A 20884-nucleotide genomic window follows, 5' to 3' on the forward strand; every position below is an offset into this window, starting at 1 on the left:
GCTCCGTCTGCGTGAGGGGCGGCAGGTACAGGAGCGTTCGCGGCCTGTCAACAATGCGCGCGCAGAAAACTCCGCAAACCCTTACGGGACAAGGGATTTCGTGATTGGGTATTATGATACCGCATTATGCCGTCCGTCATCCTCGGACTTGTTCACCCCGGCCTCAGCCGCCCCTGAAACGCAGAACGGGGCGCCGCGAACGCAGCGCCCCCTCCCTCACCTATGCGGAAGCCGACAAAGGGGTCCTCGGGACAAGCCCGAGGATGACGATCTTTATTGAGCGTCGAAGCCGTAGGCGTGGCGCATGACCTGGTAGAGGAAGCTCTCCTCCACCACGCCGTGGACCAGATAGGCGCCGGGCCCGTCGGCGAACACGCCCACGTCCTCGCCCGAGTGGGCCGAGCTGCCCAGGAAGGCCGTGGCGTTCTGGTGGTAGTCGATGTCGTCGGTGTCTTCCTTGGTCGGGTCGGCGCGCAGGTTGGAGCCTTCCGGGCCGCCGGGACCGGTGGCGAAGCTCAGCACGGTGTAGGGCTTGCCGTCGCCGGCCATGATCGGCTCGCCCTCGTTGCCGGCCAGGCCCAGGATCGGGCTGTTGCGGGCGGCGTAGCCCGAGATCACCAGGCCGTGGCTGTGGTCGGCGGTGACGATGACCAGGGTGTCGTCCAGGTTCACCTTGTCCAGAACCGCCTGGATCGCCTTGGAGAACTCGACCGTCTCGGTCAGGGTCCGCTTGGCGTTGTTCATGTGGCTGCCCATGTCGATCTTGCCGCCCTCGACCAGCAGGAAGTAGCCCTTGGGGTTCTTCGACAGCAGGTCGACGGCCTTGGTGGCCATGGCCGCCAGCGTCGGCACGCCCTCGCCCAGGAGCGGGCGCTCGACCTCGTAGGGCAGGTGTTCCTTGGCGAACAGGCCGAGCACGGGGCCGGTCTTGGCCGGATCCAGCGCCGCCAGCTGGGCGTCGGTGGTCACATAGGCGGCGTTGGGGGCCTTCAGCCATTCGGCGGTCAGGTCGCGGCCGTCGGCGCGCTTGCCGTCCTTGGCCTCGGGCAGGAAGCGCGAGCGCCCTCCCCCCAGCGCCACGTCCAGGCGGATGCCGGCCGGGGCCTCGACCAGCTGGCGGGCGATGTCCTTGCAGCCGGCGGCCAGGGCGTCGGTGGGCATGTCGCCGTCGCCTTCCCAGTCGCGATAGGCGGTGTGGGCGTAGGTCCCGGCCGGCGTGGCGTGGGTGATGCGGGTGGTGGTGACCGCGCCGGCCGACAGGCCGTGGGCCTTGGCCAGTTCGGCGATGGTCTCGACGCGCTGTCCGGCCTCGGTCTCGCACTTCTCGGGGATCGTCACGCCGGTCAGGCCGATGATCTTGTTGCGGGTCTTCACGCCGGTGGTGATGGCGGTGATCCCCGCCGCGCTGTCGGTCACCTGGGTGTCGTGGCTGTAGGTCTTGGACAGGGCCGTCCAGGGCAGCTTCTCGAACGACAGCGAATTGCTCTCGCCGTCGACGCCGCGCTGCTGGCCTTCATAGATGCGGCTGGCGACCACGGTGGAGATGCCCATGCCGTCGCCCAGGAACAGGATGACGTTCTTGGCCTTGCCGGTGCGCGGATTGACCGTCAGGGCCTTGGCCAGGGCGGCCTGACCGGCCTGGTAGTAGGCGTCGCCGGGCGCGGCGTTGGCCACGGGGGCCGGCTTCGGGGCGGGCTTGGGCGCGGCGTGGACGACGGCGGGCGCGGCGGCCAGGAGCATGGCTCCGGCGAGAAACAGGGGGGCGCGGATCACGGTAAGCTCCAGCTGGGACATCGCTCGTCCTGTGCTGTGTTTTCGTGACAGTTCGTTGTGCGCCCCTGTGGAAAGCCTCGCCCTAGGGTCTTCTGACCCGCCAGGCGAAGGCCGTGGCCGTGGCCAGCAAGATCGCCGCCCCGGCCTGGTGCAGCACGCCCAGGGCCAGCGGCACGGCGGCCATCAGGGTCCAGATGCCCAGGCCCGCCTGCAGGCAGACCACTCCGACCAGCACGAAGGCCATCAGCTTGGCCTCCTCCGGCAGGCGGCGCGAACGGCTCGCGGCCACGCCGATGACGATGGCGGCGATGAACAGGGCGTAGGCCATCAGCCGGTGGTGCAGCTGCACCGCGCCCTGGCTGTGGGCGATCGTGCCCCAGAAGCCGTGGCCTGCGTATTCGGCAGGGATCAGCGCGCCGTTCATCAGCGGCCAGTCGTTGTAGACCAGACCCGCGTCGTTGCCGGCCACCAGAGCGCCCAGCAGGCTCTGGAAGAACACCGCGCCCAGGAAGCCCAGGGCCCAGCCACGCCAGTCGGTGCGCTCCTCGATGCGCGGCGAGCCGGACCAGGCGTCCAGGGCGGTCCACACCAGGGCGACGAACAGCACCAGGGCCAGGCCCAGGTGGATCATCAGCCGCTCGGGCGCCACCGAAACCCGTTCGGACAGGCCGCTGGACACCATCCACCAGCCGACCAGCCCCTGCAGGCCGCCCAGGCCGAACAGCACGGCGCAGCGCCAGATCAGGCGGCGCGGGATCATCCGGCGGACCAGGAAGAACACGAACGGGATGGCGAACGCCGCCCCGACCAGCCGGCCCAGCAGCCGGTGCGCCCACTCCCACCAGAAGATGCCCTTGTAGGCCTCCAGCGTCATGCCGGCGTTCACCAGCCTGTACTGCGGGATCTTCTTGTAGAGCTCGAAATTGGCCCGCCAGGCCTCGTCCGACATCGGCGGCAGCGCGCCCATGATCGGCTTCCACTGGGTGATCGACAGACCCGAGTCGGTCAGGCGCGTCGCGCCGCCGACCACCACCATGCCAAACACCAGGACGGCCACGACGAACAGCCAGATGGCCACGGGCCTTGAACGATCGGAACGCAAAAAGGACGTCATGACAGCCGGAAAGAACGTCAGTTGAGGGCCGAAATACGGCGAAGCCTTGCCGTACGCCTGACGCGCGGCTTCGTCCATGGCCTCATGACGCGTAAGGCCTCGCGTGCGATGATGCGGGGTCGCGGGGGTCGGAGAACATCATGAGCGGGGTTGGCGTTTTCGTGGCCGTGGTGATCGGCATCCTGGCCGGCTATGTCGCTGACCTGGTGCTGGCCCGCCGGCACGCGCTGTTCACCAAGCTCTTGATCGGCGTCGTCGGTTCGTTCATCGGAACCTTCATCGCCCAGCGGCTGGACTTCCGGTTCGACGGCTTCCTCGGCAGCCTGCTGGTCTCCAGCGTGGGCGCGATCTTCTTCCTGGCCGTCCTCGGCATTGTTTCGAGCATCTTCCGGAGACCCGCTTGAGCGCTCCCCTCATTCCCGCCCGCCTGCGCAAACTGATCGGCGGGATCGGCATCATGGTGTTCCTGGCCGCCTGGATCTGGGCCTTCACCAGCCTCTACGACTACCTGCCGAACAATCGCGCCGTGCACCTGATCTATTTCGTGGTCGCGGGCATGGGCTGGGGCCTGCCGCTGATGCCGCTGATGTCGTGGATGGGGAAAGCCGACAAGAGGATTGGTCAGTAGCTCACTGACTTGCCCCCACCTGGCGGCTTCGCCGCCTGTCCGCCCCCATAGGGGGCGGAGGACGCCCCGCAACGCCCCTCTTCCCCTATGGGGGAAGACGATCGCGAAGCGATCCGTAGGGGGCAAGTGTTCGCCGCACTGCGAATGCCGGAAACGAAAAAGGCCGCCCCGAAGGGCGGCCTTTCCATTCTTCCGGTCTCCAATTCCCCCTGAGAGGAATGGTCGGAGCGACAGGATTCGAACCTGCGACCCCTTGACCCCCAGTCAAGTGCGCTACCAGGCTGCGCCACGCTCCGATCCGGAAGGAGCGCCCTTATAGGTGCGAGCCTTGCCGGGGGCAATGGGATTTCTCGGGCAATTCCCAGGGATTTGAAGCGGCCTTCAGAGGCCCCGCAAAAGCCCGTCCAGCCGGGCTTTGACGGCCTGAAGGTCGTCCAGCGCCATGACCAGACGATCCCGCGCCTCCTCGGCCAGCTCGCCGTGCGGAGACGAATCGACGGCCGCGGCGGCCAGGACGTCCAGAGAGGCCGAGCCGTTGTCGCCCAGGCCCGCGGCGATCACGTGGGTCAGGCCCTGCTCGCGGTGCAGTTTCTGCACGCCCTTGATGGTGTAGCCCTCGGCGTGCAGCAGGGCGCGCACGCCGCTCAGCACGGCGATGTCCTGCGGGCGATAGAACCGCCGCCCGCCGGCCCGCTTCATCGGGCGAATGAAAGAGAACTTGGTTTCCCAGAAGCGCAGGACGTGCTGCGGCACGCCCAGCTCCTCGGCGGCTTCTGAAATCGTGCGGAAGGCGTTGGGCCCCTTCGCCACCGCATGATTTCCCTTAGCCGCCCAAGGCGCGGTCGATTCGCGCCTTCATGACTTGCGAGGCCCGGAAACCGATCACCCGGCGGGGCTCGATCTCGGCGGGCTCTCCCGTCTTGGGATTGCGGCCCATGCGGGCCCGCTTGTCACGCACCTGGAAGACGCCGAAACCGGAAAGCTTGACCGTTTCACCCTGTTCCAGCGCCTCGGCGACCAGATCCAGGGTGCGTTCGACCAGACCCGCGCAATCCTGGCGGGTCAGCCCGACTTCCTCGTGGACCGCCTCGCAGAGATCGGCCCGGGTCAATGTCGCGCCTTTCATGACGCCCCCTTACGCTTGATTGACAAACCTAAAGCGCCCGCGTCCGACAAGGCGGAGCCCCGTGTTTCCGCAACGCGCCCTCATCAACTCAAGCCTGCATGCCGCGATTATCGCATGGAGTCAAAGGCTGAGCGCCAAGACTTGAGACGATAGCGCAAGCTAGCGGCCCAAAACAGCCAAGCTTGGCCTTAAAGTCGCAGAACGCAGGCGCCCCAGGTCAGTCCGCCGCCCATCGCCTCGAGCAGCAGCAGCTGGCCCGGCTTGATCCGGCCGTCGGCGATTCCCTGGGCGAAGGCCAGGGGGATCGAGGCGGCCGAGGTGTTGGCGTGCAGGGCGACCGTCGAGATCACCTTGTCCTCGTCGATGCCCACCCGATGGGCGACGCCGGCCAGGATCCGCTGGTTGGCCTGGTGGGGAATGAACCAGTCGACCTCGGGGATCGTCACGTTCGCCACCGCTGCGGCGGCGTGGATCGCCTCGGATATGTTGATCACCGCATGCTTGAACACCTGGTTGCCCAGCATGCGCAGCTTGCCCACCGTGCCCGTGGTCGACGGACCGCCGTCGACATAGAGCAGCTCCTGCTTGGTGCCGTCGGCGCGCAGGGCGAAGCCGAGCACGCCCTGGTCGGCGGTGGTCCCCTGCCCTTCGCGCGGCTCCAGCACCACCGCCCCGGCCCCGTCGCCGAACAGCACGCAGGTGCCGCGATCGGTCCAGTCCATCAGCCGGGTCATGGCCTCGGCGCCGATCACGATGGCGCACTTGGCGTGGCCGCGGGCCACGAAGCCGTCGGCGACGCTGAGCGCGTAGACGAAGCCCGAGCACACGGCCTGGACGTCGAAAGCGATGCCCACCGGCGCGCCCAGCTTGCGCTGGACGATGGTGGCGGTGGCCGGGAAGGTCATGTCCGGCGTGGTGGTGGCGACGATGATCAGGTCGACGTCGGCGGCGGTCTTGCCGGCCCGCTCCAGCGCCTGCTGGGCGGCGCGGAAGGCCAGGTCCGAGACCGGCTGGTCGTCGGCCACCATGTGGCGTTGGCGGATGCCCGTGCGCTCGACGATCCAGGCGTCGCTGGTGTCGACGGTTTCGGCCAACTGGTCGTTGGTGACGATGTTGTCCGGCAGATAGGCCCCGACGCCGGTGACGGCGCTACGAATTACGCTCACTCGGAAGCTCCCTGGCCCTCGGCGCCCGACGCGCCATCAGCCGTTTCTTCTTCTGCGCCGGCGTTGAGGCCGGTTTCGGTCAGTCGCTTCAGATTGCGATCAATTTCGGCCGAGAAGTCGCTGCGCGCCAGGTCGACCGCCACGCGGATGGCCGAGGCGTAGCCGATGGCGTCCGCCCCGCCGTGGCTCTTGACCACGATGCCGTTGAGGCCCAGCAGCGGGCCGCCGTTGACCCGGCCGGGATCCAGGCGCCGGCGCATCTTCTTCAGCGCGCCCGAAGCGATCACCGCTCCGAGCATGGCCAGCGGGCCCGAGGTCAGGGTCGAGCGGATCTCGGCCGCGAAGAACCGGGCCAAGCCCTCGGCGGTCTTCAGGGCCACGTTGCCGGTGAAGCCGTCGGTGACGACCACGTCGACCGTGCCCTTGGCGATGTCGGTGCCCTCGACGAAGCCGCGATAGTCGAAGTCCAGCTTGGTTTCCTTGAGGATGGCGTGCGCCTCGCGCACCTCCTCATGGCCCTTCTGGTCCTCGGATCCGACATTGAGCAGGCCCACGGTCGGACGCTGCGAGCCGTGCACCGCGTGGTGGAAGGCCGCGCCCATGATCGCGAACTCGATCAGCTGCTTGGCGTCGCTCTCGACATTGGCGCCGACGTCGAGCACGGCCGAAACGCCCTGCATGGTCGGCCAGCTGGCCACGATCGCCGGCCGCTCCAGATTGGCGCCCATGCGCAGGATCAGTTTGGAGATCGCCATCAGGGCGCCGGTGTTGCCGGCGGAGACGCAGGCGGCGGCTTCGTTGTTGCGGATCGCCTCGACGGCGTTCCACAGGCTGGTGCCCTTGCCCCGGCGCATGGCCTGGGCGGGCTTCTCCTCCATCGAGATGGCCTTGTCGGTGTGGCGCACCTCGCTGACGGCGCGGGCGGCCGGGGACTTGGCCAGGCAGGCGTTCAACTGGGCTTCGTCGCCATGCAGCAGGAAGCGGACGTCAGGCAGGTTCTTAGCGGCGAGCGCCACGGCGGGAACGATCACGGACGGACCGTGATCCCCGCCCATGGCGTCGATCGAAATGACTACGGGGTGAGGCACGAGGCGCTATCGGCTCCTGTAGCGGCGCACCGCCCGTTCAAAAGGGGGCGTGGCAAGGCGGCGGGACGATACAGCCGCGAGAATATCACGCAAGCGGAAGGAATCGCCCATTTTCAGCCCCCCTCGCCCCCGGCGTCGGGGTCGCTCTTCAGCTTTTTCAGGGCGGCGAAGGGCGAAAGATCCACAGGTTCGGCCGGAGGTTGAAAAACCGCGCCCGGCTTGCGGGGGAACGGATCCAGCTCCAGGGCCAGGTGCTCGATCACATAGCCGGAGACGTCGATGGTCTCGCCCTCCAGCACGTCGGGCGGGTCGTCGCCCTCCGGATCGAGCGCCAAGTCGCCGTTCTCGTCGGGCGAGCTATTCTCGCTGTCGGCCGGCAGAACGCGGACCGAGAACCGCGATTCGATCGGCTCCTCGAACTCTTCGGCCGAGACGCCGCACAATTGAACGACGCGAGCGCGGATCAGGCCCGAGACCTCAGCGCCGTCCAGCCACGGACGCAGGAACACCTCGGCGTCCAGCGATTCCAGAGACACCAAGTTCAGGGTCTTGGCGATATCCGCGCGCTCAGCGGCATCCGGCTCGAAGCGCAGATCCAGGCCGCTACGGCCCATCCGGCCCAAGGTGACGCTGTAGGGCCAGGGATTGATCACGCCTTCGGCCATTGGGCCTCTCCTTGCAGCAGGGTCTCAAGCGGCTGAGCCGCCAATCGGTCGCGCGCGGCGACCACATAGTCGGTCAGGCCGGCCAAGTCGCCCTCGCCGCGCTCCTCGAAGGCCGTGCGGGCCAGGGCGGCGGTCAGCACCGAGCGATCGGGCAAGGCGTTGGCCGCCTCGTCGAACGCCTTGAGGCGGCCATAGGCGGCGCCGACCAGCTTCTTCATCTTCTTGCCGACGGCGGTGTCGGACACGCCGATCTCGCGGAAGGCGTCGTCCAGGCCGCGCGTATAGGCGTTGAAGGTCTCCTGGGAGACCTCGGCCGCCGAGTCGCCCTGGGCCTTCAGCCGCTCCAGCAGCAGCGCCACGTGCAGGGTGAACAGCTCGAACCGCCCCTCCATCGAGTCGTGCACGCCCATCTGGGCGTAAAAGACGGGCGAGCGGGCCTGAGCCGCCGCCGAGGCATAGAGTTTGCCCCCCGCCGCCTTGGCGGGCCTGGGTTTGAGCAGCCGGTCCAGAAACATCACACTCGCCTCGATTTCGCCGCGACACGGAACTAGTTAGCCGTTCAATCCACGCGGACCATTGAACTAAGCCCGCGCGGGCGATAGGTCAAAGTCAGCCTGCTTAGGTTCCGGAGCCTCAATGTTTCGTCCTGCCGTTCTCGCCGCCGCCGTCATCGGCCTCGCCGCCGTCGCCGGGGGCTGTACGCCGCTGACGAGCTATTCGGGCTTCCAGGCCATCGAAGCCAAGCCCGCCGACATGAAGATCGGCGAGGACAGCAAGTCGACCGTGACGGAAAAGCTGGGCTCGCCCTCCGCCACGTCCACCTTCGACCAGAACGCCTGGTACTACATCTCGCAGACCACCGACCGCGTGGCCTTCTACAAGCCGCGGGTGATCAAGCGCGACGTTGTGGCGATCAAGTTCAACCCGGCCGACGAAAAGGTCGCCTCGGTGGACACCTACACGCTGAAGGACGGCAAGGTCATCGCCTACAACGGCCATGAGACCCCGACCCGCGGTCGCGAGATGACGATCCTCGAGCAGCTGCTGGGCAACGTCGGCCGTGGCGGCATGCTGCCTCAGGACGACGACACCCCCGGCAACCGTCCGCAGGACCGCCGCTAGGCAGCTCCCCCCCCGGGGGGAAGCTCCGCCGTACGGTTCGTTAAACATAAGCAGCTGAATTTCCGCGACAATTTGTCATCGCGTCAACGGTTTCTAAACGACGATCTGTACAATCTCTGGAAGCAAGGCTCCGACGGCGTATCGTGGCGCCGCGACTTCCGGGGGGATGACAGTTGAGCGCGCCCGATCTGCGTCCGTTGACGGTGCTCATCATCGACGACAACGAGCCGATGCGCGAGATCATCGCCACGGTCCTGAAGTCGTTGGGCATCCGCAAGATCTTCGTGGCCAGCGACGGCGTCGAGGCGCTGAAGATCGTCACCGAGCGCGAAGTCGACATCATCTTCACCGACCTGATGATGCAGCCGGTCGACGGCCTGGCCTTCATCCGCTGGGTGCGCACCTCGCCGGCCAGCAGCAATCCCTATACGCCGATCATCATGGTCACCGGCCACGCCACCCGCGCCAGCCTCGACGAGGCCCGCATGGCCGGCGTCACCGAGTTCCTGGCCAAGCCCCTCACCGCCCGCGGCGTGCTGCACCGGGTCAACGAGGTGATCAACAACCCGCGCGACTTCGTCCGGACCAGCGTCTATTTCGGCCCCTGCCGCCGCCGCAAGATCGACCACGACTACAATGGCCAGGAACGGCGCGGAGCCGCCGAGACGGCCGAAGCCCAGGTCTTCACCGACGCCGACGGCCAGGTCTCCCCGGAGCCGATCCTCAATCCCGAAGACGTCTACTGATCATCTGCCCGCGAACGGCCAGACCAGCGCGATCAGGCTAGGGGCCACCACCAGGATCAGCACGGTGAGCGGCGCGCCCAGCCGGGCGTAGTCGCCGAACCGATAGCCTCCGGGCCCCAGCACCAGCGTGTTGCACTGGTGGCCGACCGGGGTGAGGAAGTCGCAGCCCGCCCCCACCGCCACGGCCATCAGGAACGGATCCGGGCTCAGCCCCAGATGCTTGGCCAGGCCCAGGCCGATCGGGGCGACGATCAGCACCGTGGCGGCGTTGTTCAGGAAGGGCGTGGCCGCCATGGCCACGGCCATCATCGCCGTCAGGGTCAGCAACGGCGGCAGGCCGTGGAACGCCCCCGACAGCCAGCCGGCGATCAGGTCGGTGCCGCCGCTGGCCTGGACCGTATCGCTGACGGGGATCAGGGCCGCCACCAGCACCAGCACCGGCGCGTCCAGCGCCGCATAGGCCTCGCGCATCCGCAGGGCCCCGGTGGCGACCACCACGACCGCGGCCGCGAAGAAGCCCCCGGCCACCGGCAGCACTCCGAAGGCCACCAGCAGCATGGCCACGGCCAGGACGGCGGTCGGCAGCAGGGCGTGGCGCATGCCGCCCAGGCGCACCTCCCGCTCGGCTAGCGGCAGGCAGCCCAGGGCCTGCAGGGCCGTCGGCAGCTTCTGTTCGGCGCCCTGCAGCACCAGGATGTCGCCGGCCTTCATCCGCACCGTGGCCAGGCGTCCGGCCATGCGGTAGCCGGCGCGGCTGACGCCCAGCAGGTTGACGCCGTAGGCATGGTTCAGGGTCAGGCTCTTGGCCGTCTGGCCGATCAGGTCGGAATCCGCGCCGATCACCGCCTCGACCACCCGCACCTCGTCGGTCGGCTCCTCCATGACGACGGGGCGGTCGGCGTCGGTCAGTTTCAACCGAGCTTTGACGATCAGCTCGTTCAGCTCCTGCTGCTGGCCCTCCAGCAACAGGACGTCGCCCGGCAGGAGCTTGCGGTTGGGATGCGGCGAGGCGATCCGGCGACGGCCGCGCAGCAGCGCCACGACGGCCACCGCCTGCCCCGCCGCCTTCCTCAGGTCGGCCACCCGCGACTGCTCGAACGTCCAGCCTTCCGGAATCTCGACCTCGGTGACATAGGCGTTGGCCGCCAGGGCCGCGTCGATGTCGATGGCGGCCGCGCGCCCCTTGGGCAACAGGCGGTAGGCGAACGACAGGTAGAGGATCGCCAGCACCGCCAGGGTCCCGCCCACCGGCATGAAGTCGAACATGGCGAAGGGCTTGCCCAGGGCCTCCTGCCGCACTTCCGAGACGATGATGTTGGGCGAGGTGCCGACCAGCACGGCCAGGCCGCCGACCAGCGAGCCGAACGACATCGGCATCAGCAACCGGCCGGGCGACACGCCGGTGTTGCGGGCGATGCGCAGGGCCGACGGCATCATCAGCGCCAGGGCCCCGACGTTCTTGGTGACCATCGACAGCAGGGTCGTGGCCGTCGACAGCACGGGGACCTGGGTGCGCTCGTCCTTCAGGTGCGGCAGCAGCGGCGCCATCAGGGTGTCGACCAGGCCCGAACGCGAGATGGCGGCGCTCAGCACCAGGGCGCTGGCGATGATCACCACGATGTCGTTGGAAAAGCCGTCGAAGGCCGACTTGATCGGGATCAGCCCGAACACCACCCCGACGGCCAGGGCGCCCAGCGCCACCAGATCGTAGCGCCAGCGCCCCCAGATGAAGCAAAGCACCGTCGCGCCGATCAGACCGAAGGACAGTCCCTGCTGCAATGTCACGCGTCGTCGCCCCGCCCAGGCCCACAAGCTTGGCCCGGTGAGACAACGGCCGCGACCAGGTTCCGTTCACCCTTCCTGCGACCACCCGCCACATGAACGGAACATAACCGCGGGCTCGGGGAACGTTCAGGCGAGGTAGCGCTTTATGGCCTCCATCGGACGCGTCGGGCGCCCGACAGATTATCGTCGGAGACTAAACACCATGAAGCGCACTCTTCTCGCCCTGGCCGCCCTGGCCACCGTCGCCGCCGCCCCGCTGGCCGCCCAAGCCGCCCCGTGGCAGACCATCAATCAGCGCCAGGCCACCCTGGATCACCGGATCGACCAAGGCGTCCGCAACGGCTCGCTGACCCGCTCGGAAGCCATGCGCCTGCGCAGCGAGTTCCGCTCGATCAGCCGCCTGGAAGTCACCTATCGCCGGTCGAACGGCCTGTCGATGCGCGAGCGCGCCGACCTGGACGCCCGCTTCGATCGCCTGAGCCGCCAGATCAAGATCGAACGTCGCGACCGCGATGACCGCCATGATCGTCGCGACGACCGCCACGATGACCGTCACGACGGCCGCCGCAGCTAAGCCGAACGATCCGGCCCAAATGAAAACGCCCCGGAGGGAAACCTCCGGGGCGTCGTCATGTCAGGGTCTGAAGATCGAGATCAGACCCCGTGGGCCAGGACCGCCAGCAGCAGCAGGGCCACGATGTTGGTGATCTTGATCATAGGGTTCACGGCGGGACCCGAGGTGTCCTTGTAGGGGTCGCCGACGGTGTCGCCGGTGACGGCGGCCTTGTGGGTGTCGCCGCCCTTCTTGTGCAGGACGCCGTCCTTGTCGGTGAAGCCTTCCTCGATCACCTTCTTGGCGTTGTCCCAGGCGCCGCCGCCGCTCGTCATCGAGATGGCGACGAACAGGCCGGTGACGATCACGCCCATCAGCATGGCGCCCAAGGATGCGAAAGCATCCACTTTCCCGGCGATGGCCTGGATCACGAAGAACAGCACCACCGGCGAGACCACCGGCAGCAGCGACGGCACGATCATCTCGCGGATCGCCGCCTTGGTCAGGATGTCCACGGCCTTGCCGTATTCGGGCTTGGTCTCGTAGGTCATGATGCCCGGGTTCTCGCGGAACTGGCGGCGCACCTCGGCCACGACGGCCTCGGCGGCCCGGCCCACGGCGGTCATCGACATGCCGCCGAACAGGAAGGGCAGCAGCCCCCCGAACAGCAGGCCGACCACGACATAGGGGTTGGACAGGTCGAAGGTCACCGGCCCCATGCCGTCGAAGAAGCTCCCGGCCTCGGCGTGGGCCGAGAAGAACTTCAGGTCTTCGGTGTAGGCGGCGAACAGCACCAGGGCGCCCAGGCCGGCCGAACCGATGGCGTAGCCCTTGGTGACGGCCTTGGTGGTGTTGCCCACCGCGTCCAAGGCGTCGGTGGTGACGCGGACTTCCGGCGGCAGGCCGGCCATTTCCGCGATGCCGCCGGCGTTGTCCGTGACGGGGCCGAAGGCGTCCAGGGCGACGATGAAGCCGGCCAGGGACAGCATGGTGGTGGTGGCGATGGCGATGCCGAACAGGCCCGCCAGGTTATAGGTCACCAGGATGCCGACGATGATGGTCAAGGCCGGCAGGGCCGTGGATTCCAGCGACATGGCCAGGCCCTGGATCACGTTGGTGCCGTGACCCGAGACGCTGGCCTGGGCCACCGACTTCACCGGACGGAAGTTGGTGCCGGTGTAGTATTCGGTGATCACCACGATGGCGGCGGTCACCGCCAGGCCGACCAGGCCGCAGTGGAACAGGTCGGCCGCGCCGAACGTCTTGGCGCCGACCGTGACGGCGTCGGGCACCAGTTGGAAGATCACCCAGCCCACGGCCGGGATCGACAGCGCGCCGGTGACGATCAGGCCCTGGTAGAGGGCGCCCATGATGTTCTGCTTCTTGCCCAGGCGCACGGCGAACGAGCCGATGATCGAGGTGACGATGCAGACCGCGCAGATGGCCAGCGGCAGCAGCATCATCGACGACACCGCCTCGGTGCCGCGGAAGAAGATCGCGGCCAGCACCATGGTGGCGACCGTGGTCACCGCATAGGTCTCGAACAGGTCGGCGGCCATGCCGGCGCAGTCGCCGACGTTGTCGCCGACGTTGTCGGCGATGGTCGCGGCGTTGCGGGGGTCATCTTCCGGAATGCCGGCCTCGACCTTGCCCACCAGATCGCCGCCGACGTCGGCGCCCTTGGTGAAGATGCCGCCGCCCAGACGGGCGAAGATCGAGATCAGGCTGGCGCCGAAGCCTAGCGAGACCAGCGAATCGACCACCACGCGGTCGGTGCCGGCGTGGCCCGTCTGCAGCAGGATGGCGAAGTAGCCCGCCACGCCGATCAGGGCGAAGCCCGCCACCAGCATGCCGGTCACGGCGCCGGAGGTGAAGGCCATCGACAGGCCCTTGGCCAGGCTCTCGGACGAGGCCTGGGCGGTGCGGACGTTGGCCCGGACCGAGATCAGCATGCCCGCGAAGCCGGCCGCGCCCGACAGGATCGCGCCCAGGGCGAAGCCGACCGGCTGCTCCCACGACTTGAAGAAGAAGCCCAGCAGGGCGATGACCACCACGCCGACGATGGCGATCGTCGTGTATTGGCGGTTCAGATAGGCCTGGGCCCCTTCCTGGATCGCCGCGGCGATCTCCTGCATCTTCGCATTGCCGGGCGAAGCCCGCATCAGAGACGCCGTCTGCACGGCGCCGTACAGCACCGCCAGCAGTCCGGCCCCTATGGCCACGTAAAGCCAAGAACTCATCGGTAAGTCGCCCTCTTTCGCGTTTCAATCACGAGAGGGTCGTCGCTTCGACAGGACTACGATCGAAGAGACCGCCCCCGGCCGCACGACGGGCGGGCCTATGGCCTCATGCCCCCTCGATGCTCCCTGATGGCGTCGTTAAGACGCCAAGGCGAGGACAGTGCCAAATGACCGGCGGGTGTCAACCGATTGCAGGAACGGCGTTCACCTGGGCGCGCGGACGCCCGGAGGCTGTAGAGCCGGCGCGGCGCCTAGGGAACGAGGTTGGGGTCGCCCGCCGGGGCGGTGCTGGGCGCCGGCTTGACGGGCGTCCCGGGCTTGGCGGGCGGCGGGACGAAGTTGCGCGGCGTCTGCTTGACGACCGTCACCAGCGCCACCTTGCCCGGCCCGATCAGGCCGTTGGTCTCGCGCAGGATCGAGGCCTTCAGGCGGGCTTCGTCGAGGGCGACATAGCTGTCGGAGCGCACGAACGGCTTGCTGTGGGCCTCGCGGACGATGGCGTCGCGCAGCTGCGGCTCCTTGCCCTCGAAGATCGTGGTCGGCACGCCGGGCTTCAGGGTGATGGTCGACTGCAGGAATACGTAGTTGACCAGCTTGCCGCCGGCGATCACCGGCAGGGCCATCGACTGCAGCTTGATCACCGGATCGGGCGCTTCCTCGCCCTCCCCTTCCTTGCCGCCCTTCTTCTCCTTCTTGGCCGACCGCGCGAAGGACGGCGTCGCCAGCAGGGCCAGCGAAGCGGTCAGCAAGGCGCGGCGGGCGAGGAGCGAAGGACGGGTCATGCCTGCCTCTTTAACCAACAAGGCTTGAGGTTTGGTTTCCGGCGACGCCGTGCGTCCTTCGAGGCCCGCTACGCGGGCGCCATGAGGAGCGTTTGTACGGAATTCCTCATCCTGAGGTGCGAGCCGCAGGCGAGCCTCGAAGGACGCACGGTCTAGCCGTGCAGCCAGCCCAGACGTTCGGGCGTGATGTCCTTGCCCTTGAACAGGGCGCAGATCCCCTCGCCTTCCACGAACTCGCCGATGTCGCGCACGGGGACGCCGGCGGCCATGGCGGCGGCCTGGAAGGCGGCCACGTCGGTGGGATCGACGGCGCAGACGATCTCGTAGTCGTCGCCGCCCGAGGCCAGCGACATCCGGGCCTCGCCGGCTTCCGGCTGGGCGCCCAGCCAGTGACGGGCGCCGGGCGACAGCGGCAGGCGGTCCAGGTCGACATTGACCCGCAGGCCGCTGGCCTTGGCCACGTGGGCCGCGTCGGCCAGCAGGCCGTCGGAGACGTCGGCGGCGGCGCGGGCGTAGGCGCGCAGGGCGTCGCGGATGGCCAGGCGCGGCGGCGGCAGGCGATAGCGCCGCACCAGGCCGCCGTCGGGATCCTCGACCTCGCCCCAGTGGGCCAACAGGCCCAGCCAGCCGTCGCCGATCGTGCCGCTGACCATCAACCGGTCGCCGACCCGGGCGCCCTTGCGCAGCACGGCGTCGCCGCTGGGCACCCAGCCCAGGAAGGTGGCCGAGACCACCATCGGGCCCGAGGTGGTGACCGTGTCGCCGCCCAGCAGGTTGATGTCGTAGAGTTCGCCGTCCTCGGCCAGGCCGCGCGCGAAGGTCTCGCGGTCGGTCAGGGTGGTGCCCGAGGGCCAGCCCACCGCCAGGAAATAGCCGTAGGGAACCGCGCCCTTGCCCGCCAGGTCCGATAGGTTGGTGCGCAGCAGCCGCTTGGCGATGACATCCAGGTCCTCGCCGGCCAGGAAGTGCACGCCGGCCACCATGGCGTCCTTGGTGATCACCAGGTCGTAGCCGGGGCGCGAGGGCAGCACGGCCGCGTCGTCCAGCAGGTTCAGCGCCGCGGCGTCGCCACGGGTCAGCGGCCGCAGCAGCCGCTCGATCAGGCCGAATTCGTCGACGGGCGGCGCGGCGGCGGGCGTCGCGGCCTCGTCGAACCACGCATCGTCGACCGCCGGCGCTTCCGCCGTCGGCTCGTCGAACCAATCGTCGTCAGCTTCTGGCGTCACGCGCGATGGCGTCCAGGGCGCCGTTGATGAAACCGGATTCCGGTCCCTCGAAGAAGGATTTGGCGATCTCGACATATTCGTCGATCACGACCTCTTTGGGCACGTCGGGGCGGTGCATCAGCTCGTAAGCCCCTGAGCGCAGCACCGCGCGGGCGGTGGCGTCCAGGCGCTCCAGCTTCCAGCCCGAGGCCAGTCGCCGGACGATGGCCTGGTCGACAGCGGCCTGGTGGGCGACGACGCCCTTGGCCAGTTCGGCGAAGAAGGTCTCGTCGGCCTGGGCCAGGCGATCGGTGTCGGGCCCGTCGACGTCACGGTCGAAGCGATGCTCGGAGAATTCGCGGACCACCGCGTCGACGCCGACGCCGGACTGCTCCATCTGATACAGGGCCTGGACGACGGCCAGGCGGGCCACCGAGCGCGGCTGGATGCGATCGCCCCGGCTCATCGGGCTTGTCCCATCAGTTGACGCTTCAAACCCACGATCTCCAAACACTGCTGGGCGGCCTTGCCGCCGCGATCGCCTTCGGAAACGCGGGCCCGGCTCCAGGCCTGGTCCTCCTCGTCGACGTTGACGACGCCGTAGCCGATGGCCAGGCGCTTGCCGAACGACAGGTCGTTGAGCCCGCGCGCGGTTTCGTTGGCCATGACTTCGGAATGATAGGTCTCGCCCCGCATGATGACGCCCAGCGCCACGAACCCGTCATAGCGCACGCCGACGGGCCGGTGACCAGCTTCCTCGGCCAGGGCGATGGCGGTGGGGATCTGCATCGCCTCGGACACGGTGATCACGTCGTACTCGGCGCCCTGGGCGTCGATCGCCTGCGCCGCACCTTGCAGCAACGCGTCGGAAAGCCCCGAATAGCGCCGGGCCTCCACGATCAGCAGGCGAATCTTGTCTTCCACCATAGTCCTTAGAATTCTCCTCGACGGGACCGGTCACTTCGCACCAAACGGCGCCGTCGCCAAATCGAATCGTCGTCCCGGCGGCCTGCGCCGCCGAAACCGAATCATAGAATGCGCCTATAGCTCGTCTTCGGCGACGTCGCTCAGACCTTCCTGCCCAAGAAACTTTGCAAAATCGCTAGTTTCCCGGAAATCGCGATAGACCGAGGCGTAGCGGACATAGGCGACGTCATCGAGCGACTTCAGCGCCTTCATCACCATCTCGCCCACCGCCGAGGACGGCAGCTCGGTCTCGCCCTGGCTTTCCAGCTGGCGGACGATGCCGTTGACCATCCGCTCGACCCGCTCGGGATCGACCGGGCGCTTGCGCGTGGCGATCGAGATCGAGCGCACCAGCTTCTCGCGGTCGAACGGCGAGCGCCGCCCCGAACGCTTGAGGATCGTCAGTTCGCGCAGCTGCACCCGCTCGAAGGTGGTGAAGCGGCCGCCGCACTCCGGGCACAGCCGACGACGACGGATGGCCGCGCCGTCTTCCGACGGGCGGCTGTCCTTAACCTGGCTTTCCATGTGGCCGCAGAACGGGCAGCGCATGATCTAGGCCCTCCCGACCGCGATTGGCCTATTAGTTGTAGATCGGGAACCGGGCCGTCAAGGCCAGGACTTCCTCGCGCACCTTGGCCTCGACCTCGGCGTTGCCGTCGGGACCGTTGGTCGCGAGACCGTTGACGACCTCGCCGATCAGTTGGCCGACGCGGGTGAACTCGGCCGTGCCGAAGCCGCGGGTGGTGCCGGCCGGGGTGCCCAGGCGGATGCCCGAGGTCACGGTGAACGGCGCGGTGTCGAACGGCACGCCGTTCTTGTTGCAGGTCATGTGGGCGCGCTCGAGGCTGTGCTCGGCGTCGCGGCCGGTCACGCCCTTGGGCCGCAGGTCGACCAGCATCAGGTGGCTGTCGGTGCCGCCCGAGACGATGTTGACGCCCTGGGTCTGCAGCGCCTCGGACAAGGCCCGGGCGTTGTCGATCACTTGTTGCGCGTAGGCCTTGAAGGCCGGCTGCAGCGCTTCGCCGAAGGCCACGGCCTTGGCGGCGATCACGTGCTCCAGCGGGCCGCCCTGCAGGCCGGGGAACACCGCTGAATTGACCTTCTTGATGATCGCCTCGTCATTGGTCAGCACCATGCCGCCGCGCGGGCCGCGCAGGGTCTTGTGGGTGGTGGTGGTGACCACGTGGGCGTGCGGGATGGGGCTGGGGAACACGCCGCCGGCCACCAGGCCCGCGAAGTGGGCCATGTCGACCATCAGATAGGCCCCGACCTCGTCGGCGATCTGGCGGAAGCGGGCGAAGTCGATCTGGCGGCTGTAGGCGCTGCCCCCGGCGATGATCAGCTTGGGCTTGTTGGCCTTGGCGACCTCTTCGACGGCGTCGTAGTCGATCAGCTGGTCCTGCTGGCGCACGGTGTAGGACACCGGCTTGAACCACTTGCCCGACTGGTTGGCGGGGCTGCCGTGGGTCAGGTGGCCGCCGGCGGCCAGGTCCATGCCCAGGAAGGTGTCGCCCGGCTGCAGCAGCGCCATGAACACCGACTGGTTGGCCTGCGAGCCCGAGTGCGGCTGGACGTTGGCGAAGCCGGCCCCGAACAGCGCCTTGGCGCGTTCGATGGCGATGGTCTCGATCTCGTCGACATATTCGCAGCCGCCGTAGTAGCGCTTGCCCGGATAGCCTTCGGCGTACTTGTTGGTCAGGATCGAGCCCTGGGCCTCGAGCACGGCGCGCGAGACGATGTTCTCGGACGCGATCAGCTCGATCTGGTTCTGCTGGCGGTTCAGCTCCAGGCCGATGCGATCGAAGATGTCGCGGTCGGCAGCGGCCAGGTCGGCCCCGAAGAAAGCGCTCTGGTCGGCGGTGATGTTGTTGGCCGGTGCGGTCATGGACGCTCTCCTGGGGCTGGGAGACTGGAAGGATGTGGTTGGTTCGGACTCGGGCGGAGTTCGGTCGCGCTCTCTTTACCCCCCTTCGCGCCGCGATCAATCCGGGAACCTCGTCCCAAGCCGAAGCGTTGCGAAGGGACCCGCGCCAGTACAGCTGGCGCAGCGGGCGTTTTGACGATTCCGATCAGATCGAAAGACAGGGCGGGACGAGTATGGCGACGGCGTACGGCGAGGCGGAAACCAACGACAACGACGTCGATATCCTGGGCCTCAGTGCTGGAATCGTCGCGGCCTACGTGGCCCAGAACACGGTGGCGCGCACGGCGATCCCCGAGCTCATCAGATCCGTCCACGGCGCGCTCTCGGCGCTGGGAACCACGCAGCCCGAACAGCCCGCCGAACGCGGCAAGCCGGCGGTGCCGGTCTCGCGCTCGGTGCAGCGCGACTACATCGTCTGTCTGGAAGACGGCAAGAAGCTGAAGATGCTCAAGCGCTACCTGCGCACGCACTACGACATGAGCCCCGAGGAATACCGCCGCAAATGGTCGCTGCCCGGCGACTATCCGATGGTCGCCCCGGCCTATGCCGAGCGCCGGTCCGACTTCGCCAAGTCGATCGGCCTGGGCAAGGGCAAGATGCGGGGGCGTTAGGGCGATTTCGAAGAAGCGGGCGTCCTCTTGGGCTCTTAAGCGGCGTGGCCGCCCATGCGGGCCACGTTGCAGTGGGCCCACAGCTTTTCCATCGCCCCGACCAGCTTGCGCATCATGTCGTCGGTGTGGAACGGCGTGGGGGTGAAGCGCAGGCGCTCGGTGCCGCGCGGCACGGTCGGGTAGTTGATCGGCTGCACATAGACGCCGTGGTCGGCCAGCAGCATGTCGCTGATCAGCTTGGTGTGGACGGGGTCGCCGACCAGCACCGGCACGATGTGGCTGTCGTTCTCCATCACCGGCAGGCCGGCGGCCTTGAACATCGCCTTCAGTGTCTTGGCGCGCTCCTGGTGGGCCTCGCGGACCTCCGGGTGCTGCTTCAGATAGCGGACGCTGGCCAGCGCGCCCGCGGTCAGGGCCGGCGGCAGCGAGGTGGTGAAGATGAAGCCCGAGGCGACCAGGCGGATGGCGTCGACCACCACGGCGTCGCCGGTGATGTAGCCGCCCATGACCCCGAACGCCTTGCCCAGGGTGCCTTCGATGATGTCGATCTGGTCCATCAGGCCGTCGCGCTCGGCGACGCCGCCGCCGCGCGGGCCGTACATGCCCACGGCATGGACCTCGTCCAGATAGGTCATGGCGCCGTACTTCTTGGCCAGGGCCACGGTCCCGGCCATGTCGGCGATGTCGCCGTCCATCGAATAGACGCTCTCGAAGGCGATCAGCTTGGGCGCGTCGGCCGGCGCGGCGATCAGCAGCTGTTCGAGGTGAGCCAGGTCGTTGTGGCGGAAGATGTGACGCTCGCAGCCGCCGTTGCGGATGCCGGCGATCATCGAGGCGTGGTTCTGGGCGTCCGAAAAGATGATCAGGCCCGGCAGGATCTTCTGCAGCGCCGACAGGCTGGCCTCGTTGGAGACGTAGCCCGAGGTGAACAGCAGGGCCGCTTCCTTGCCATGCAGATCGGCCAACTCGGCCTCCAGCTCGACATGGTGATGGTTGGTGCCCGAGATGTTGCGCGTGCCGCCCGAGCCCGAGCCGTGCTGGTCGATCGCCGCGTGCATGGCGTCCAGCACCACGGGATTCTGGCCTTGGCCCAGATAGTCGTTCGAGCACCAGACCACGATGTCGCTCTCGCCGCCGTCCGGACGGGTCCAGGTGGCGCGCGGGAAGGCGCCGCGATGGCGCTTCACATCGGCGAACACCCGATAGCGGCCTTCATCGCGGATCTGGTCGACGGCGGTCTGGAACGCGGCTTTGTAGTCCATGGTCACTTCACCCGACGGACTTCGGCGAGTCCGATCGGTCCCTTCTCAAGGCTCGGCTTTTCGCACCAGCGACGCGCCCTGTCCACATAAGGGCGTATACCTAGCGATAGATATGACGCGAATGGACG

Annotated in this window: 23 protein-coding genes and 1 tRNA gene; 6 read left to right on the plus strand and 18 right to left on the minus strand. The window is 68.0% G+C overall.

Features of this window, described 5'->3' with window-relative positions; translation table 11 throughout:
• Positions 1-273: 273 nt before the first annotated feature.
• Positions 274-1773 (minus strand): alkaline phosphatase, encoded by a 1500-nt coding sequence (locus tag AC1DMQ_RS22880; protein WP_477035835.1) that lies wholly within the window; start codon positions 1771-1773, stop codon positions 274-276.
• A gap of 82 nt (positions 1774-1855) precedes the next feature.
• Positions 1856-2887 carry a COX15/CtaA family protein gene (locus AC1DMQ_RS22885; protein WP_477035836.1) on the minus strand — a complete coding sequence of 344 codons (1032 nt, stop codon included), beginning with the start codon at positions 2885-2887 and terminating at the stop codon, positions 1856-1858.
• A 140-nt stretch (positions 2888-3027) separates the two neighbouring features.
• Here AC1DMQ_RS22885 and AC1DMQ_RS22890 point away from each other — a divergent pair, with 140 nt between their 5' ends.
• Together AC1DMQ_RS22890 and AC1DMQ_RS22895 are read left to right on the plus strand one after the other, a co-directional pair.
• Positions 3028-3291, plus strand: coding sequence for a GlsB/YeaQ/YmgE family stress response membrane protein (locus AC1DMQ_RS22890; protein ID WP_477035837.1), 264 nt, complete (start codon positions 3028-3030; stop codon positions 3289-3291).
• Complete coding sequence (locus AC1DMQ_RS22895; RefSeq protein WP_477035838.1) at positions 3288-3515, plus strand: DUF2842 domain-containing protein; 228 nt, start codon at positions 3288-3290, stop codon at positions 3513-3515. Before AC1DMQ_RS22890 ends, AC1DMQ_RS22895 begins: the two co-directional genes overlap by 4 nt.
• Before the next feature lie 219 nt (positions 3516-3734).
• Here the strand turns inward: AC1DMQ_RS22895 and AC1DMQ_RS22900 are convergent.
• The 7 genes from AC1DMQ_RS22900 to AC1DMQ_RS22930 form a co-directional block, all read right to left on the minus strand.
• A tRNA-Pro gene (locus AC1DMQ_RS22900) sits at positions 3735-3811 on the minus strand.
• 85 nt (positions 3812-3896) lie between these two features.
• Positions 3897-4325, minus strand: a complete 429-nt coding sequence (locus AC1DMQ_RS22905) for a MerR family transcriptional regulator (RefSeq protein WP_477035839.1) — start codon at positions 4323-4325, stop codon at positions 3897-3899.
• Between the two features lie 13 nt (positions 4326-4338).
• Entirely contained in the window at positions 4339-4641 is a 303-nt protein-coding gene (locus AC1DMQ_RS22910; protein ID WP_029915189.1) for an integration host factor subunit alpha, read from the minus strand.
• 188 nt (positions 4642-4829) lie between these two features.
• Positions 4830-5807: a beta-ketoacyl-ACP synthase III gene (locus AC1DMQ_RS22915; RefSeq protein WP_477035840.1), complete on the minus strand. Its 978-nt coding sequence runs from the start codon at positions 5805-5807 to the stop codon at positions 4830-4832.
• Positions 5804-6895 (minus strand): phosphate acyltransferase PlsX, encoded by a 1092-nt coding sequence (plsX, locus tag AC1DMQ_RS22920; RefSeq protein ID WP_477035841.1) that lies wholly within the window; start codon positions 6893-6895, stop codon positions 5804-5806. The genes AC1DMQ_RS22915 and plsX overlap by 4 nt, the downstream gene beginning before the upstream one ends.
• Positions 6896-7008: 113 nt before the next feature.
• Positions 7009-7560 (minus strand): YceD family protein, encoded by a 552-nt coding sequence (locus AC1DMQ_RS22925; protein WP_477035842.1) that lies wholly within the window; start codon positions 7558-7560, stop codon positions 7009-7011.
• Positions 7545-8075, minus strand: coding sequence for a ubiquinol-cytochrome C chaperone family protein (locus tag AC1DMQ_RS22930; protein ID WP_477035843.1), 531 nt, complete (start codon positions 8073-8075; stop codon positions 7545-7547). Before AC1DMQ_RS22930 ends, AC1DMQ_RS22925 begins: the two co-directional genes overlap by 16 nt.
• A gap of 121 nt (positions 8076-8196) precedes the next feature.
• Here AC1DMQ_RS22930 and AC1DMQ_RS22935 point away from each other — a divergent pair, with 121 nt between their 5' ends.
• Positions 8197-8682, plus strand: a complete 486-nt coding sequence (locus AC1DMQ_RS22935; RefSeq protein WP_477035844.1) for an outer membrane protein assembly factor BamE — start codon at positions 8197-8199, stop codon at positions 8680-8682.
• A gap of 173 nt (positions 8683-8855) precedes the next feature.
• Positions 8856-9428 carry a response regulator gene (locus AC1DMQ_RS22940; protein ID WP_477035845.1) on the plus strand — a complete coding sequence of 191 codons (573 nt, stop codon included), beginning with the start codon at positions 8856-8858 and terminating at the stop codon, positions 9426-9428.
• Here the strand turns inward: AC1DMQ_RS22940 and AC1DMQ_RS22945 are convergent, their stop codons facing one another.
• Entirely contained in the window at positions 9429-11213 is a 1785-nt protein-coding gene (locus tag AC1DMQ_RS22945; protein WP_477035846.1) for an SLC13 family permease, read from the minus strand.
• Between the two features lie 202 nt (positions 11214-11415).
• Between AC1DMQ_RS22945 and AC1DMQ_RS22950 the strand changes: the two genes are divergently transcribed.
• The gene (locus AC1DMQ_RS22950) at positions 11416-11787 is read left to right on the plus strand and encodes a hypothetical protein (protein WP_477035847.1); all 372 of its coding nucleotides are present in this window, start codon (positions 11416-11418) and stop codon (positions 11785-11787) included.
• Positions 11788-11867: 80 nt separating this feature from the next.
• Here AC1DMQ_RS22950 and AC1DMQ_RS22955 read toward each other — a convergent pair whose 3' ends face one another.
• The 7 genes from AC1DMQ_RS22955 to glyA all read right to left on the minus strand — a co-directional run bounded on the left by AC1DMQ_RS22955 (position 11868) and on the right by glyA (position 18844).
• Entirely contained in the window at positions 11868-14006 is a 2139-nt protein-coding gene (locus tag AC1DMQ_RS22955) for a sodium-translocating pyrophosphatase (RefSeq protein ID WP_477035848.1), read from the minus strand.
• 251 nt (positions 14007-14257) lie between these two features.
• Entirely contained in the window at positions 14258-14788 is a 531-nt protein-coding gene (locus AC1DMQ_RS22960; RefSeq protein WP_477035849.1) for a hypothetical protein, read from the minus strand.
• Between the two features lie 152 nt (positions 14789-14940).
• Positions 14941-16089, minus strand: coding sequence for a thiamine-phosphate kinase (gene thiL, locus AC1DMQ_RS22965; RefSeq protein ID WP_477035850.1), 1149 nt, complete (start codon positions 16087-16089; stop codon positions 14941-14943).
• Complete coding sequence (gene nusB, locus AC1DMQ_RS22970) at positions 15998-16459, minus strand: transcription antitermination factor NusB (protein WP_477035851.1); 462 nt, start codon at positions 16457-16459, stop codon at positions 15998-16000. The genes thiL and nusB overlap by 92 nt, the downstream gene beginning before the upstream one ends.
• Positions 16456-16920, minus strand: a complete 465-nt coding sequence (locus AC1DMQ_RS22975; protein WP_477035852.1) for a 6,7-dimethyl-8-ribityllumazine synthase — start codon at positions 16918-16920, stop codon at positions 16456-16458. Before AC1DMQ_RS22975 ends, nusB begins: the two co-directional genes overlap by 4 nt.
• Positions 16921-17034: 114 nt before the next feature.
• Positions 17035-17508 carry a transcriptional regulator NrdR gene (gene nrdR / locus AC1DMQ_RS22980; RefSeq protein ID WP_056444757.1) on the minus strand — a complete coding sequence of 158 codons (474 nt, stop codon included), beginning with the start codon at positions 17506-17508 and terminating at the stop codon, positions 17035-17037.
• Between the two features lie 31 nt (positions 17509-17539).
• Complete coding sequence (gene glyA, locus AC1DMQ_RS22985) at positions 17540-18844, minus strand: serine hydroxymethyltransferase (protein ID WP_477035853.1); 1305 nt, start codon at positions 18842-18844, stop codon at positions 17540-17542.
• 212 nt (positions 18845-19056) lie between these two features.
• Between glyA and AC1DMQ_RS22990 the strand changes: the two genes are divergently transcribed.
• Positions 19057-19494: a Ros/MucR family transcriptional regulator gene (locus tag AC1DMQ_RS22990; protein WP_477035854.1), complete on the plus strand. Its 438-nt coding sequence runs from the start codon at positions 19057-19059 to the stop codon at positions 19492-19494.
• Between the two features lie 35 nt (positions 19495-19529).
• Here AC1DMQ_RS22990 and hemA read toward each other — a convergent pair whose 3' ends face one another.
• On the minus strand, positions 19530-20756 hold the full coding sequence (hemA, locus tag AC1DMQ_RS22995) for a 5-aminolevulinate synthase (protein ID WP_477035855.1): 1227 nt from the start codon (positions 20754-20756) through the stop codon (positions 19530-19532).
• Between the last annotated feature and the right edge of the window lie 128 nt (positions 20757-20884).

The organism is Caulobacter sp. 05L422, from assembly GCF_056397765.1.

What these genes read in the sequence shown, in the direction of transcription:
- AC1DMQ_RS22885 (WP_477035836.1), bottom strand. Translation starts at nt 2,887, where the DNA reads ATGACGTCCTTTTTGCGTTCCGATCGTTCAAGGCCCGTGGCCATCTGG.
- AC1DMQ_RS22890 (WP_477035837.1), top strand. Translation starts at nt 3,028, where the DNA reads ATGAGCGGGGTTGGCGTTTTCGTGGCCGTGGTGATCGGCATCCTGGCC.
- AC1DMQ_RS22910 (WP_029915189.1), bottom strand. Translation starts at nt 4,641, where the DNA reads ATGAAAGGCGCGACATTGACCCGGGCCGATCTCTGCGAGGCGGTCCAC.
- AC1DMQ_RS22925 (WP_477035842.1), bottom strand. Translation starts at nt 7,560, where the DNA reads ATGGCCGAAGGCGTGATCAATCCCTGGCCCTACAGCGTCACCTTGGGC.
- AC1DMQ_RS22930 (WP_477035843.1), bottom strand. Translation starts at nt 8,075, where the DNA reads ATGTTTCTGGACCGGCTGCTCAAACCCAGGCCCGCCAAGGCGGCGGGG.
- AC1DMQ_RS22935 (WP_477035844.1), top strand. Translation starts at nt 8,197, where the DNA reads ATGTTTCGTCCTGCCGTTCTCGCCGCCGCCGTCATCGGCCTCGCCGCC.
- AC1DMQ_RS22950 (WP_477035847.1), top strand. Translation starts at nt 11,416, where the DNA reads ATGAAGCGCACTCTTCTCGCCCTGGCCGCCCTGGCCACCGTCGCCGCC.
- AC1DMQ_RS22955 (WP_477035848.1), bottom strand. Translation starts at nt 14,006, where the DNA reads ATGAGTTCTTGGCTTTACGTGGCCATAGGGGCCGGACTGCTGGCGGTG.
- AC1DMQ_RS22960 (WP_477035849.1), bottom strand. Translation starts at nt 14,788, where the DNA reads ATGACCCGTCCTTCGCTCCTCGCCCGCCGCGCCTTGCTGACCGCTTCG.
- thiL (WP_477035850.1), bottom strand. Translation starts at nt 16,089, where the DNA reads ATGTCGAGATCGCCAAATCCTTCTTCGAGGGACCGGAATCCGGTTTCA.
- nusB (WP_477035851.1), bottom strand. Translation starts at nt 16,459, where the DNA reads ATGAGCCGGGGCGATCGCATCCAGCCGCGCTCGGTGGCCCGCCTGGCC.
- AC1DMQ_RS22975 (WP_477035852.1), bottom strand. Translation starts at nt 16,920, where the DNA reads ATGGTGGAAGACAAGATTCGCCTGCTGATCGTGGAGGCCCGGCGCTAT.
- nrdR (WP_056444757.1), bottom strand. Translation starts at nt 17,508, where the DNA reads ATGCGCTGCCCGTTCTGCGGCCACATGGAAAGCCAGGTTAAGGACAGC.
- glyA (WP_477035853.1), bottom strand. Translation starts at nt 18,844, where the DNA reads ATGACCGCACCGGCCAACAACATCACCGCCGACCAGAGCGCTTTCTTC.
- AC1DMQ_RS22990 (WP_477035854.1), top strand. Translation starts at nt 19,057, where the DNA reads ATGGCGACGGCGTACGGCGAGGCGGAAACCAACGACAACGACGTCGAT.
- hemA (WP_477035855.1), bottom strand. Translation starts at nt 20,756, where the DNA reads ATGGACTACAAAGCCGCGTTCCAGACCGCCGTCGACCAGATCCGCGAT.